The sequence below is a fragment of the Pantoea phytobeneficialis genome (genome assembly GCF_009728735.1).
In the GTDB taxonomy this organism is placed as follows: Bacteria; Pseudomonadota; Gammaproteobacteria; order Enterobacterales; family Enterobacteriaceae; genus Pantoea; species Pantoea phytobeneficialis.
Genome location: NZ_CP024636.1, coordinates 769,410 through 783,218 on the forward strand (window position 1 = coordinate 769,410; position 13,809 = coordinate 783,218).

The 13,809-nt window shown below is 54.5% G+C and carries 11 protein-coding genes; 10 read left to right on the forward strand and 1 reads right to left on the reverse strand.

The features are described 5' to 3' along the window. A complete protein-coding gene (gene leuA, locus CTZ24_RS03405; RefSeq protein WP_021184752.1) occupies window positions 1–1,563 on the reverse strand; it encodes a 2-isopropylmalate synthase in 1,563 nt (520 codons plus the stop codon). Between the two features lie 915 nt (window positions 1,564–2,478). On the opposite strand from leuA, the gene ilvI reads away from it, so the two are divergent. The 10 genes from ilvI (at window position 2,479) to mraY (ending at window position 13,808) form a co-directional block, all read left to right on the forward strand. Next, the gene (gene ilvI, locus CTZ24_RS03415; RefSeq protein WP_021184750.1) at window positions 2,479–4,203 is read left to right on the forward strand and encodes an acetolactate synthase 3 large subunit; all 1,725 of its coding nucleotides are present in this window, start codon (window positions 2,479–2,481) and stop codon (window positions 4,201–4,203) included. Between the two features lie 2 nt (window positions 4,204–4,205). Then, window positions 4,206–4,697, forward strand: coding sequence for an acetolactate synthase small subunit (gene ilvN / locus CTZ24_RS03420; RefSeq protein ID WP_021184749.1), 492 nt, complete (start codon window positions 4,206–4,208; stop codon window positions 4,695–4,697). 196 nt (window positions 4,698–4,893) lie between these two features. Then, window positions 4,894–5,904 (forward strand): catabolite repressor/activator, encoded by a 1,011-nt coding sequence (cra, locus tag CTZ24_RS03425; protein ID WP_021184748.1) that lies wholly within the window; start codon window positions 4,894–4,896, stop codon window positions 5,902–5,904. Between the two features lie 493 nt (window positions 5,905–6,397). After that, on the forward strand, window positions 6,398–6,856 hold the full coding sequence (gene mraZ, locus CTZ24_RS03430; RefSeq protein WP_021184747.1) for a division/cell wall cluster transcriptional repressor MraZ: 459 nt from the start codon (window positions 6,398–6,400) through the stop codon (window positions 6,854–6,856). A 2-nt stretch (window positions 6,857–6,858) separates the two neighbouring features. Continuing rightward, complete coding sequence (gene rsmH / locus CTZ24_RS03435) at window positions 6,859–7,800, forward strand: 16S rRNA (cytosine(1402)-N(4))-methyltransferase RsmH (RefSeq protein ID WP_208724777.1); 942 nt, start codon at window positions 6,859–6,861, stop codon at window positions 7,798–7,800. Beyond that, entirely contained in the window at window positions 7,797–8,117 is a 321-nt protein-coding gene (gene ftsL, locus CTZ24_RS03440; RefSeq protein ID WP_021184744.1) for a cell division protein FtsL, read from the forward strand. Before rsmH ends, ftsL begins: the two co-directional genes overlap by 4 nt. 16 nt (window positions 8,118–8,133) lie before the next feature. After that, window positions 8,134–9,900, forward strand: coding sequence for a peptidoglycan glycosyltransferase FtsI (locus CTZ24_RS03445; protein WP_208724778.1), 1,767 nt, complete (start codon window positions 8,134–8,136; stop codon window positions 9,898–9,900). Continuing rightward, window positions 9,887–11,374, forward strand: a complete 1,488-nt coding sequence (gene murE / locus CTZ24_RS03450; protein ID WP_021184742.1) for a UDP-N-acetylmuramoyl-L-alanyl-D-glutamate--2,6-diaminopimelate ligase — start codon at window positions 9,887–9,889, stop codon at window positions 11,372–11,374. The genes CTZ24_RS03445 and murE overlap by 14 nt, the downstream gene beginning before the upstream one ends. Continuing rightward, a complete protein-coding gene (gene murF, locus CTZ24_RS03455; RefSeq protein WP_208724779.1) occupies window positions 11,371–12,732 on the forward strand; it encodes a UDP-N-acetylmuramoyl-tripeptide--D-alanyl-D-alanine ligase in 1,362 nt (453 codons plus the stop codon). Before murE ends, murF begins: the two co-directional genes overlap by 4 nt. Further along, window positions 12,726–13,808 carry a phospho-N-acetylmuramoyl-pentapeptide-transferase gene (gene mraY, locus CTZ24_RS03460; protein ID WP_013507854.1) on the forward strand — a complete coding sequence of 361 codons (1,083 nt, stop codon included), beginning with the start codon at window positions 12,726–12,728 and terminating at the stop codon, window positions 13,806–13,808. Before murF ends, mraY begins: the two co-directional genes overlap by 7 nt. Window position 13,809 lies beyond the last annotated feature (1 nt).

Sequence of the window (13,809 nt, forward strand, 5' to 3'; positions counted from 1 at the left end):
TTACACCGTTTCCTTTTGCTCTTTAAATTTGCGCTGCAATTCTTTTTCCACCTGTTTGGCACGCCAGATATTGTTCAGGGCGTTGACCATCGCTTTGGCGGAGGATTCGACGATATCGGTCGCCAGGCCCACGCCGTGGAATTTGCGACCGTTGTAGTTGACCACGATATCAACCTGACCCAGGGCGTTCTCGCCGTGGCCTTTGGCGGTCAGTTTGTAGTTCACCAGCTCCGCTTCAAAGCCGGTGATACGGTTAATCGCCTGATAGACGGCGTCGACCGGACCGTTACCGGTGGCGGCGTCAGATTTGATCTCTTCACCACAGCCCAGCTGAACAGATGCAGTGGCGGTCACGCTGGAGCCGGTCTGCACGTTGAATTCTTTCAGCTGGAAATGTTCCGGTTCTTCATTCTGTTTGTTGATGAAGGCCAGCGCTTCCAGATCGTAATCGAACACCTGACCTTTCTTATCCGCCAGCTTCAGGAAGGCGTCGTACAGGGTATCCAGGTTGTAGTCGGTCTCTTTGTAGCCCATCTCTTCCATACGGTGTTTCACCGCGGCACGGCCTGAACGTGAGGTCAGGTTGAGCTGGATTTTATGCAGACCGATCGATTCCGGCGTCAGGATTTCGTAGTTTTCGCGGTTTTTCAGCACGCCATCCTGGTGGATGCCGGACGAGTGGGCGAAGGCATTCGAACCGACCACCGCTTTGTTGGCCGGGATCGGCATGTTGCAGATCTGGCTGACGGTCTGGCTGGTGCGGTAGATTTCCTGATGTTTGATATTGGTGTGCACGTTCATGATCTGCTGGCGGGTTTTGATCGCCATGATCACCTCTTCCAGTGCACAGTTACCGGCACGTTCGCCCAGGCCGTTCAGCGTTCCCTCAACCTGACGTGCACCGGCCATCACCGCTGCAATTGCGTTGCCGGTGGCCATGCCCAGGTCATCGTGGGTATGCACAGACAGAATCGCTTTATCAATATTCGGCACGCGATTGATCAGCTGGCTGATGATGTTGGCGTATTCGTGCGGCAGGGTGTAACCCACGGTGTCCGGGATGTTAATGGTGGTGGCGCCAGCATTAATCGCGGCTTCCACCATGCGGCACAGGTCATCAATCGGTGTACGGCCACCGTCTTCGCAGGAGAATTCCACGTCGTTGGTGTAGTTACGCGCACGCTTAATCATATGCACCGCACGCTCAATCACCTCAGGCAGCGTACTGCGCAACTTAGTGGCGATATGCATCGGCGAGGTGGCGATAAAGGTATGGATACGGAACGCTTCTGCAACGCGCAGAGATTCGTAAGCGGCGTCGATATCTTTCTCAACGCAACGTGCCAGGCCACAGACGCGGCTGTTCTTGATGGTGCGTGCAATGGTCTGAACGGATTCAAAGTCGCCCGGAGAAGAGACCGGGAAACCGACTTCCATTACGTCTACGCCCATACGTTCCAGCGCCAGGGCAATCTGCAATTTTTCTTTAACACTCAGGCTGGCCTGTAACGCCTGCTCGCCATCGCGCAGAGTGGTATCGAAAATAATAACTTGCTGGCTCATCGTAATCTTCCTTATGCATTAACTTCGCCGGTGCTACGAGCATAAAAAAACCCGCGCATTGGCGCGGGTTTTCTTAAACTTTCTGCAGGTTCGAATCAGTTGTTGATTCCGCCCACGAGTCTACCGCGCAATGGGGATGCGATTAGTAGTAGACCAAGTAGACGGAAAGAACGGGACATGGATCAAACCTCGTAAATTGAGTGCTGCACATATTGATACTGAGAAAGGCCGCTGATGTCAACCATAAGTGAAAGGTTATTTCTCAAGGTGCTCAAGGTGGATCTGCTGGGATTATTCGCTTGTTCAGAGGAAAAACAAATATTAACGCGTCGCTGGCGATTTTGATCACTTGCAAAAATGTTTTAAAAATGAGTATTTATTTTAAGTTGTTGATTTTAATTTATTTTATCGGGTTTGTTTGCCTGGTGGTAAAACAATGGCGCAGCGGTTGTTTAGACGAATCTCACGTCAGATAAGGATTTTAAAGATAATCACGCCAGGAATTAATTGCCGGGTAAGATTGTGGGCTGGAATGTTGCAAAATATGCATCGTGTATTTCTTATAACTCGCTGTAAATAATTACCGAACCAGCATTATCATCTGCTGTTCTGTGCTGGGATTAGTTTAATCCTCGCGGGCAATTATCACGCCTTAGTGCCTTTGAGGTGGAAAGAAGCGGAGCTGAGAGGGATGGACGTTTGCCTGCCGGGTTTTCTGCGGTTATGGTAATCGACCTACTCTCAAAAGAATGAACTCAAGTAGATTCCCTGTACCTGGAAGGCGGAAATGAATTTCGTCTTCTGAGCATAAACATAAGGTTTTGATCTTAATTGGCGAATCCGGGGCAGGATGTCACTGACGCGGCTGGAAAGCGAACGTCCGTGGATTCCGTCCCTCAAGCCTGGAGGCAGAAAATGGAGATGTTGTCAGGAGCCGAAATGGTCGTCCGTTCGTTAATCGATCAGGGCGTTAAGCAGGTATTCGGTTATCCGGGCGGAGCGGTGCTCGATATTTACGACGCTCTGCAAACGGTCGGCGGTATCGACCACGTATTAGTTCGCCACGAACAAGGCGCGGTGCACATGGCTGACGGCCTGGCGCGTGCTACCGGCGAAGTGGGTGTCGTGCTGGTGACTTCCGGTCCTGGCGCCACCAATGCCATTACCGGCATCGCCACTGCTTATATGGACTCGATTCCGATGGTGGTTCTGTCGGGTCAGGTGCCGTCGTCACTGATCGGCTATGACGCCTTCCAGGAGTGCGACATGGTGGGGATTTCCCGCCCGGTGGTGAAGCACAGCTTCCTGGTCAAAAGCACCGAAGAGATCCCAACCGTCATCAAAAAAGCGTTCTGGCTGGCAAAAAGTGGCCGCCCGGGCCCGGTGGTGATTGACCTGCCGAAAGATATCCTGAACCCGGCGAATAAGCTGCCTTATGTCTGGCCAGAGTCGGTCAGCATGCGTTCTTATAACCCAACTATTCAGGGTCATAAGGGGCAGATTAAGCGCGCGCTGCAAACCCTGCTGGCGGCCCATAAGCCAGTGATGTATGTCGGTGGCGGTGCTATTACCTCGGGTTGCGAAGCCGAATTGCTGCAACTGGCGGAAAAGCTCAACATCCCGGTGACGACCTCACTGATGGGGCTGGGTGCTTTCCCTGGAACGCATCGTCAGTGCGTGGGTATGCTGGGTATGCACGGTACTTATGAAGCCAACATGACCATGCATAACGCTGACCTGATTTTCGGTATCGGCGTGCGTTTTGATGACCGTACCACCAACAATCTGGCGAAGTATTGCCCGAATGCCACGGTGATGCATATCGACGTTGACCCAACCTCGATTTCCAAGACCGTTGCCGCAGACATTCCGATCGTCGGTGATGCGAAACAGACGCTGACCCAGATGCTGGAACTGCTGGCGCAGACCGAGGTGAAGCAGGAGCTCGACAGCCTGCGCGACTGGTGGCAGACCATTGATGGCTGGCGTGGTCGCAAATGCCTCGAATTTGATCGCACCAGCGATAAAATCAAACCGCAGGCAGTGATCGAAACCATCTGGCGTTTGACCAAAGGCGATGCTTACGTCACCTCGGACGTGGGCCAGCACCAGATGTTCGCAGCGCTGTATTATCAGTTCGACAAACCCCGTCGCTGGATCAACTCCGGTGGTTTGGGCACCATGGGCTTTGGCCTGCCTGCGGCGTTGGGTGTGAAGATGGCGCTGCCGGAAGAAACCGTAATCTGTGTCACCGGTGACGGCAGTATCCAGATGAACATTCAGGAACTGTCGACCGCGCTGCAATATGATTTGCCGGTGCTGGTACTGAACCTCAACAACCGCTTCCTCGGCATGGTGAAGCAGTGGCAGGACATGATCTACTCTGGCCGCCATTCACAATCTTACATGGAGTCCTTGCCGGACTTCGTACGCCTGGCGGAAGCCTATGGTCACGTTGGTATCGCGATTCAGCATCCGGCCGAGTTGGAAGAGAAGCTGACCCAGGCACTGGAAACCCTGGCGAAAGGGCGACTGGTGTTTGTAGATGTGACGGTTGATGGCAGCGAGCACGTTTACCCGATGCAGATTCGTGGTGGCGGTATGGACGAGATGTGGTTGAGCAAAACGGAGAGGACATAATTATGCGTCGTATTTTATCGGTACTGCTGGAGAACGAATCCGGCGCATTGTCCCGCGTGGTTGGCCTGTTTTCGCAACGCGGCTACAACATTGAAAGCCTGACGGTAGCGCCAACTGACGATCCCACCCTGTCACGTATGACGATTCAAACCGTCGGCGATGAAAAGGTGCTGGAGCAGATTGAGAAACAACTGCACAAGTTAGTTGACGTGTTACGTGTCAGCGAGCTGGGGCAGGGTGCCTACGTTGAACGTGAAATCATGCTGGTGAAAATCCAGGCGACCGGCTATGGCCGCGAAGAAGTGAAACGCAGCGCGGAAATTTTCCGTGGGCAGATCATCGACGTGACGCCAACGCTGTACACGGTTCAGCTGGCAGGCACCAGCGACAAGCTGGATGCGTTTCTTAACACTGTCCGTGACGTAGCGGAAATTGTTGAAGTGGCGCGTTCCGGTATCGTTGGTGTATCGCGCGGCGATCGCATCATGCGTTAATCACCTTCAGTAACAGACAGTCACGATGCTAACCCGGCGTAATGCCGGGTTTTTTTATTTTATGCGCTTGAACAAGCTGACGGATAAAAGCGGTTGCTCAGCGTAGTTTTCTGCGGTTAGATGTTACAAATGTTTTACCCTTAGCTACTCTGCGGGCATTTTCGCCACAGGGCTTATCAGGAATTAAGGTGTCATCGTGAAACTGGATGAAATCGCGCGCCTGGCTGGCGTGTCGCGCACTACGGCCAGCTATGTGATCAATGGCAAAGCGCGGCAATATCGTGTCAGCGACAAAACCGTCGAGAAAGTGATGGCGGTGGTGCGTGAGTACAATTATCACCCGAATGCCGTCGCGGCGGGCCTGCGCGCCGGGCGTACCCGTTCCATTGGGCTGGTGATCCCCGATCTGGAAAACACCAGCTATACGCGCATTGCCAATTACCTTGAACGCCAGGCGCGGCAGCGTGGATATCAGCTGCTGATCGCCTGTTCTGAAGATCAGCCTGATAACGAGATGCGCTGCATTGAACATCTTTTGCAGCGTCAGGTTGATGCGATCATTGTTTCTACTTCACTACCGCCGGAACACCCGTTTTATCAGCGCTGGATCAACGATCCGCTGCCGATCATTGCGCTGGACCGTGCGCTGGATCGTGAACATTTTACCAGCGTGGTCGGTGCCGATCAGGATGATGCCCAGCAACTGGCCGCTGAATTGCGTCAGCTGCCGGTGAAAAACGTCCTGTTCCTTGGCGCGCTGCCGGAGCTGTCGGTGAGCTTCCTGCGCGAAATGGGTTTCCGTGAGGCGTGGAAAGGCGACGAGCGCCCAATCGATTATATCTACTGCAATAGCTTTGAACGCACGGCTGCCGCGGCGTTGTTTGAGAAATATCTGGAAGATCATCCTATGCCAGAGGCGTTGTTCACCACCTCATTTGGTCTGTTACAGGGGGTGATGGATGTGACGCTGAAACGTGACGGGCGTCTGCCAACCGACCTGGCGATTGCCACCTTTGGCGACCACGAATTGCTGGATTTCCTTGAGTGTCCGGTACTGGCCGTAGGGCAGCGTCATCGTGATGTTGCGGAACGCGTGCTTGAACTTGTTTTAGCGTCACTGGATGAACCCCGAAAACCGAAGCCGGGTTTAACCCGAATTCGACGTAATTTATTTCGCCGTGGTCAATTAAGCCGTCGGACAAAATGAATCGGTGGGGTGGCGTGATGCCCCACTTTATTAACCAGCCGGTTAATTTTCCCTGCCATCATTCAGGTAAAAAAGCGTAAATTTTCACCTGATTTGCTAACAAATTAAACTGCCTGGCTTTTCTTATTTGTTTACATCTTCGGCAGCAGCGGGTAGCAGAGCTGTCGCGATGGTGCTGGGCTTCTTTTCGGAAATCCCCTAAAATGCAGCCGCTGTCGCATAACGCGGGATATTTATCTTAACGGGGCAACGCGCTTTATTTTTCGCCATTTTTCATGACGCGAAAATTTTTATTCCATTATTCATCAGGTTAATTTTTATTTTGCCATTCATCGTCTTCTTCCACTCTTCTTTGAATTATTTCACCCGCTGTAAAGAGTGATATTCACTCGCCGTTGCGGCTTGACAAGGATTTCATCGGCTCCGTAAACTCTTTTCGTGGTAAAATGTGGGATAAAGTGGTGAAAAAGGGTATCTGAGGGGTGAGGCTGGCATGTTCCGTGGGGCAACGTTAGTCAATCTCGACAGCAAAGGGCGGCTGGCCGTACCAACACGCTATCGTGAATTGCTGATCGCAGAGTCTCAGGGTCAAATGGTTTGCACCATCGACCTCCATCAGCCCTGCCTGCTGCTTTATACCCTGCCCGAATGGGAAATCATTGAGAAAAAGCTGTCTCGCTTATCCAGCATGAACCCCGCCGAGCGTCGCGTGCAGCGTCTGCTGTTGGGGCATGCCAGTGAGTGTCAGATGGATAATGCAGGCCGCTTGTTGTTGGCAAATACCCTTCGCCAACATGCGAGCCTGACGAAAGAAGTGATGCTGGTCGGCCAGTTCAACAAGTTTGAACTGTGGGATGAACAGACCTGGTATCAACAAGTTAAGGATGATATTGACGCAGAACAGTCAGCTCAGGAACCTTTATCTGAGCGGTTGCAGGACTTGTCGCTATAGCTATGCAGGAAAATTTCAAACACACCACAGTGCTGCTGGATGAGGCGGTAAACGCTCTCAATATCAGGGAAGACGGCATATACATTGACGGCACTTTTGGTCGCGGTGGTCACTCCAGATTGATCCTTTCGCAACTTGGCGCGAACGGGCAGCTACTGGCGATTGATCGCGATCCGCAAGCCATAGCCGCAGCCGCTGAGATAAAAGATCCGCGCTTCTCGATCGTGCATGGGCCGTTTTCGGCACTGGCGGAATACGTAACCGAGCGCGGGCTGACCGGCAAGATCGACGGTGTTTTACTCGATTTAGGCGTGTCATCGCCGCAGTTGGATGACGCAGAACGTGGTTTCTCTTTCATGCGTGATGGGCCGTTGGACATGCGCATGGACCCGACGCGTGGCCAGTCAGCGTCGGAATGGTTACTCAGCGCTGAAGAAGCCGATATCGCTTTTGTGCTGAAGACCTACGGTGAGGAACGTTTTGCCAAGCGCATTGCCCGGGCGATTGTCGAGCGCAACCGCGAGCAGCCGATGACGCGCACCAAAGAGTTGGCTGAAGTGATCGCTGCGGCAACACCGGTAAAAGATAAATTCAAGCATCCGGCGACCCGCAGTTTTCAGGCGATTCGTATCTGGATCAACAGTGAGCTGGAAGAGATCGACACCGCGCTGAAAGGGGCGTTGTCAGTACTGGCACCTGGCGGCAGATTGTCCGTGATCAGCTTCCACTCACTGGAGGATCGCCTGGTGAAACGCTTTATGCGCGATCAGAGTCGTGGTCCGCAAGTACCGGCAGGTATCCCAATGACCGAAACGCAGTTGAAGGCGTTGGGTGGTCGGGAACTGAAAACGCTTGGCAAGCTGGTGCCGGGCGATGCCGAAGTCGCTGATAACCCACGCGCACGCAGTTCGGTGCTGCGTATTGCTGAAAGGACAGCGTCATGATCGGAAACGAGCGTCATAGCCTGCCCGGTGTCATTGGTGGCGATCTGCTGCGTTTTGGCAAGATTCCGGTGCTGTTGCTGGTGGCGGTCCTGATTTCCGCGATGCTGGTGGTCACGACCACGCATAAGACGCGTCGTCTGACGGCAGAACGTGAACAGTTGGTGCTGGAGCGTGATGCCTTGGATATCGAGTGGCGCAACCTGATTCTGGAAGAGAACGCACTCGGCGATCACAGCCGGGTAGAACGAATCGCAACCGAGAAATTGCAAATGCAGCATGTCGATCCTTCACAGGAAAACATTGTGGTGCAGCAATAAGGAATCTCAGAACCTGATGAGCGGCGCAAGCAAAACGCTGAAGTTAAAAAAACCGGAAGATAAGGCCAGCTTTGTAAGCTGGCGTTTTGCGTTGCTGTGCGGCTGTATTTTACTGGCGCTGGGTGGCCTGTTATCGCGTGTTGCCTGGTTGCAGGTGATTAATCCTGACAAACTGGTGAAAGAAGGGGATTTGCGTTCACTGCGTGTGCAGGCAGTCCCTACCGCGCGTGGCATGATCAGCGATCGCGCCGGGCGTCCGTTGGCGGTCAGCGTGCCGGTGAACGCCATCTGGGCCGATCCGAAAGAACTGAATGAACACGGCGGCGTTTCTGTCGATAGCCGCTGGAAAGCGCTGTCGGATGCGCTGTCGATCCCGCTCGATCAACTCGCCTCACGCATCAACGCCAACCCGAAAGGGCGTTTTGTTTATCTGGCACGTCAGGTGAACCCGGCGATCGGCGAATATGTCAAAAAACTCAAGCTTCCCGGTATCTATCTGCGTGAAGAGTCTCGCCGCTACTATCCGGCTGGTCAGGTTACTGCCCATCTGATTGGCTTTACCAATATCGACGGTCAGGGCATTGAAGGCACAGAAAAAAGCTTCGACAAATGGCTGACCGGTGAACCTGGCGAACGTACGGTGCGTAAAGATCGTTACGGTCGCGTGATTGAAGATATCTCCTCGGTGGATAGCCGTGCTGCCCATAACCTGACGCTGAGCATTGATGAACGTTTGCAGGCGCTGGTGTATCGCGAACTGAATAACGCGGTGGCCTTTAACAAAGCCGAATCGGGTTCTGCGGTGTTGGTGGACGTTAACACCGGTGAAGTGCTGGCGATGGCTAACAGCCCGGCCTATAACCCGAACAACCTTGCCAACACGCCAAAAGATGTGATGCGTAACCGCGCTATTACCGACATCTTCGAGCCTGGCTCCACCGTTAAGCCGATGGTGGTGATGACTGCCCTGCAACGCGGCGTGGTGAAAGAAAACAGCGTACTGAATACCGTGCCTTATCGTATCAATGGTCATGAGATCAAAGATGTGGCGCGCTACAACGAATTGACCCTGACCGGGGTCCTACAGAAGTCGAGTAACGTCGGGGTTTCACGTCTGGCGTTAGCGATGCCGTCCTCAGCACTCGTAGACACTTACGCGCGCTTTGGGCTGGGTAAGGCGACCAATTTGGGGTTGGTCGGAGAAAGCAGTGGCTTATATCCTCAAAAACAACGGTGGTCTGACATAGAGAGGGCCACCTTCTCTTTCGGCTACGGGCTAATGGTAACGCCGTTACAGTTAGCGCGAGTCTACGCAACCATTGGCAGCTATGGCGTCTATCGTCCGCTGTCGATTACCAAGGTTGATCCACCGGTTGCCGGTGAACGTGTTTTCCCGGAAGACCTGGTGAAAACCGTGGTGCATATGATGGAAAGCGTTGCTCTGCCGGGTGGCGGTGGCGTTAAGGCCGCCATCAAGGGCTATCGCATTGCGATCAAAACCGGTACTGCGAAGAAAGTCGGTCCCGATGGACGCTACGTCAATAAATACATTGCTTACACCGCAGGCGTAGCGCCTGCCAGTCATCCTCGTTTTGCTTTGGTGGTGGTGATCAACGATCCCCAGGCCGGTAAATATTATGGTGGTGCGGTCTCCGCACCGGTGTTTGGTGCCATCATGGGCGGCGTACTGCGTACCATGAACATCGAACCCGATGCGCTACCGGTAAATGATAAGAACGATTTGGTGAAGAGCCAGAGTGAGGAATCAAGTGACAGATCGTAACCTGCGCGACTTACTGGCCCCTTGGGTGCCGGGCGCGCCGGCGCGTCCACTCCGTGACATGACACTGGATAGCCGCTCTGCGGCTTCTGGCGATCTGTTTATCGCCGTGGCGGGCCATCATGCTGATGGACGTCGATTTATTCCGCAGGCTATTGCCCAGGGCGTGGCGGCAGTGATTGCCGAAGCCGAAGGTGAAGCCAGCGATGGAGATATCCGCGAGATACATGGTGTCCCGGTTATCTATCTGGCGCAGTTGCCGCAGCGTCTCTCGGCACTGGCTGGACGCTTTTATCAGCAACCTGCTGAAAAACTGAAATTAATTGGTGTCACCGGCACCAACGGCAAAACCACCACCACCCAATTGATCGCGCAGTGGGCCAATCTGCTGGGCGAGACGGGCGCGGTGATGGGGACGGTGGGTAATGGTCTGTATGGCCAACTGGCACCGACGGAAAATACCACCGGTTCCGCCGTGGATGTTCAGCATGTCCTGCACGACCTGGTAGGCCAGGGCGCAACGCTGGCGGCGATGGAAGTGTCGTCGCATGGCCTGGTACAGCATCGTGTTGCTGCTCTGCCGTTTGCTGCTGCGGTGTTTACCAATCTGAGTCGCGATCACCTCGATTATCACGGTGATATGCAAAGCTACGAAGCGGCCAAATGGTTGTTGTTCTCTGAACACCATGTTGGTGCGGCGATTATCAACGCGGATGACGAGGTTGGACGTCGTTGGCTGGCAAACCTGCCGGATGCCGTTGCCGTCACCATGGCGGATAACCTGCAACCCGGTTGTCATGGCCGCTGGCTGAAAGCCACCGCCGTAAACTATCACGATGGCGGGGCGCATATCCGCTTCAGCTCCAGTTGGGGTGATGGCGAGTTTGACAGCCGCCTGATGGGGGCTTTTAACGTTAGCAACCTGTTGCTGGCTTTGGCAACGCTGCTGTCGCTGGAATACCCACTGGATGCCCTGGTCAGCAGCGCATCGCAGTTACTGCCGGTCACAGGTCGCATGGAAGTGTTTAGTGCGCCGGAAAAACCTACGGTAGTGGTTGATTACGCCCATACGCCAGATGCGCTGGAGAAAGCGCTGGAAGCAGCGCGCCTGCACTGTAAAGGTCAGTTATGGTGCCTGTTTGGTTGTGGTGGCGATCGCGATAAAGGCAAGCGCCCGCTGATGGGGGCGATTGCTGAACAGTTTGCTGACGTGGTGGTGATCACCGATGACAACCCACGTAGTGAAGATCCGCAGGCAATCGTGAATGACATCTTGACCGGATTGCTCGACCCTGGCCGCGCGCGCGTGGTAGCGGGGCGGGCGCAGGCGGTCACCAACGCCATTATGCAAGCCAAAGCCGAGGATATCGTGCTGGTGGCAGGTAAAGGGCACGAAGATTATCAGATCGTCGGCAATCGCCGCCTGGACTATTCCGACCGCGACACGGTCGCCCGTTTACTGGGGGTGATGGCATGATCCCGATTTCCCTCGACACACTGGCGAACGTCAGTGGCGGTACGTTGTACGGTAGCGATGCAACCGTCAACGACGTGGTCACTGATACCCGAAAAGTGACAGCAGGATGCCTGTTTGTCGCCCTGGTGGGTGAACGCTTTGATGCACACGACTTTGTCGGCGATGCGATCGCCAGTGGCGCGCAAGCGTTGCTGGTAAGTAAGCACTTGCCTGTGGCGGTACCGCAGGTCGTGGTGACCGACACCCGTATCGCTTTTGGTCAACTGGCTGCCTGGGTGCGCCAACAGGCAAAAGCCCGTGTGGTCGCGTTGACCGGCTCGTCCGGCAAAACCTCGGTTAAAGAGATGACCGCAGCGATTCTGCGCGAGTGTGGTGAGACGCTGTATACCGCCGGTAACCTGAATAATGACTTCGGCGTGCCGATGACGCTGCTGCGTCTGACCAAAGACCATGACTACGCGGTGATTGAGCTGGGTGCGAACCACCAGGGCGAGATTGCCTATACCACCGATTTAACACGCCCGGAGACGGCGCTGGTGAATAACCTTGCCGCAGCGCATCTGGAAGGTTTCGGTTCGCTTGCCGGTGTCGCCAAAGCCAAAGGTGAGATTTTTGGTGGCTTACCAGAGCATGGCACGGCCATTATCAACGCCGACAGCAATGATCTGGCGAACTGGCAACCGTTGCTGTCGGGTAAAACCTTGTGGCGTTTTTCACCACAACCGCAAGCTGAGGTGGAGTTTGGTGCCAGCGATATCCAACTGCGCGCCGATGCCACCGCATTCACGCTGCACACCCCGCGCGGTGATATCGCGGTGACGCTACCGCTGCCGGGCCGCCACAATATTGCCAACGCCCTGGCCGCAGCCGCGTTGGCACTGTCGGTAGATGCACCTCTCAGCGCAATTCAGGCAGGTCTGACGAAATTACAGCCTGTTCCAGGCCGCCTCTTCCCGGTTCGTCTGGCTGAGCATCAACTGCTGATTGATGATAGCTACAACGCCAATGTGGGATCGATGACTGCTGCCGCGCAGGTGCTGGGCGATATGCCGGGCTATCGCGTCATGGTGGTCGGCGATATGGCGGAACTTGGTGATGAGACGGAGTCCTGTCACCGTCAGGTCGGCGAGGCGGCGAAAGCCGCTGGAATTGATTGTGTACTGAGCACCGGACGCTTTAGTCAGTTGATCAGTGAAAACAGTGGCAATGGCGAACATTTCGCCAGCAAAGCCGCGCTGATTGAACGTTTACGGACGTTATTGTCCGAACATCAGGAGTTAACGATTTTGATTAAAGGTTCGCGTAGTGCCGCCATGGAGCAGGTAGTACAGAGCTTACAGGAGAAAGGAACATGTTAGTTTGGCTGGCCGAGCATCTGGTCGCACTTTATTCAGGCTTTAACGTCTTTTCCTATTTGACGTTTCGCGCCATTGTCAGCCTGCTGACCGCTCTGTTCCTCTCTCTGTGGATGGGCCCACGCCTGATTGCCTGGCTGCAAAAGCTGCAAATTGGTCAGGTGGTACGTAACGATGGCCCTGAGTCGCACTTCAGTAAGCGCGGCACCCCGACAATGGGCGGTCTGATGATTCTCACTTCCATCACTGTATCGGTGTTGATGTGGGCGTATCCGTCCAACCCGTATGTCTGGTGCGTATTGGTGGTACTGGTTGGATTCGGTGTGATTGGCTTTGTCGATGATTACCGCAAAGTGGTACGCAAAGACACCAAAGGGTTAATCGCCCGCTGGAAATACTTCTGGATGTCGGTGATTTCGCTCGGTGTGGCGTTCGCGCTCTACCTGGCGGGTAAAGACACCCCGGCGACAGAGCTGGTGGTGCCGTTCTTCAAAGACATCATGCCGCAGCTGGGGCTGTTTTACATTCTGCTGGCTTACTTTGTGATTGTGGGGACGGGGAACGCCGTCAACCTGACCGACGGTCTGGATGGTTTGGCAATCATGCCGACCGTGTTCGTCGCTGCCGGCTTTGCGCTGGTCGCCTGGGCGACCGGTAACGTGAAGTTTGCTGAGTATCTGCATATCCCTTATCTGCGTCATGCGGGGGAACTGGTGATCGTGTGTACCGCGATTGTCGGTGCAGGCCTCGGTTTCCTGTGGTTCAACACCTATCCGGCGCAAGTTTTTATGGGTGATGTCGGTTCGCTGGCGCTGGGTGGCGCGCTCGGTACCATCGCGGTGTTGCTGCGTCAGGAATTTTTGCTGGTGATCATGGGTGGCGTGTTCGTGGTAGAGACGCTGTCAGTGATCCTCCAGGTGGGGTCGTTCAAGCTGCGCGGACAACGCATTTTCCGCATGGCACCGATTCACCATCACTATGAATTGAAAGGCTGGCCGGAGCCGCGCGTGATCGTGCGCTTCTGGATTATTTCGCTGATGCTGGTGCTGATTGGCCTGGCAACGCTGAAGGTACGTTAAT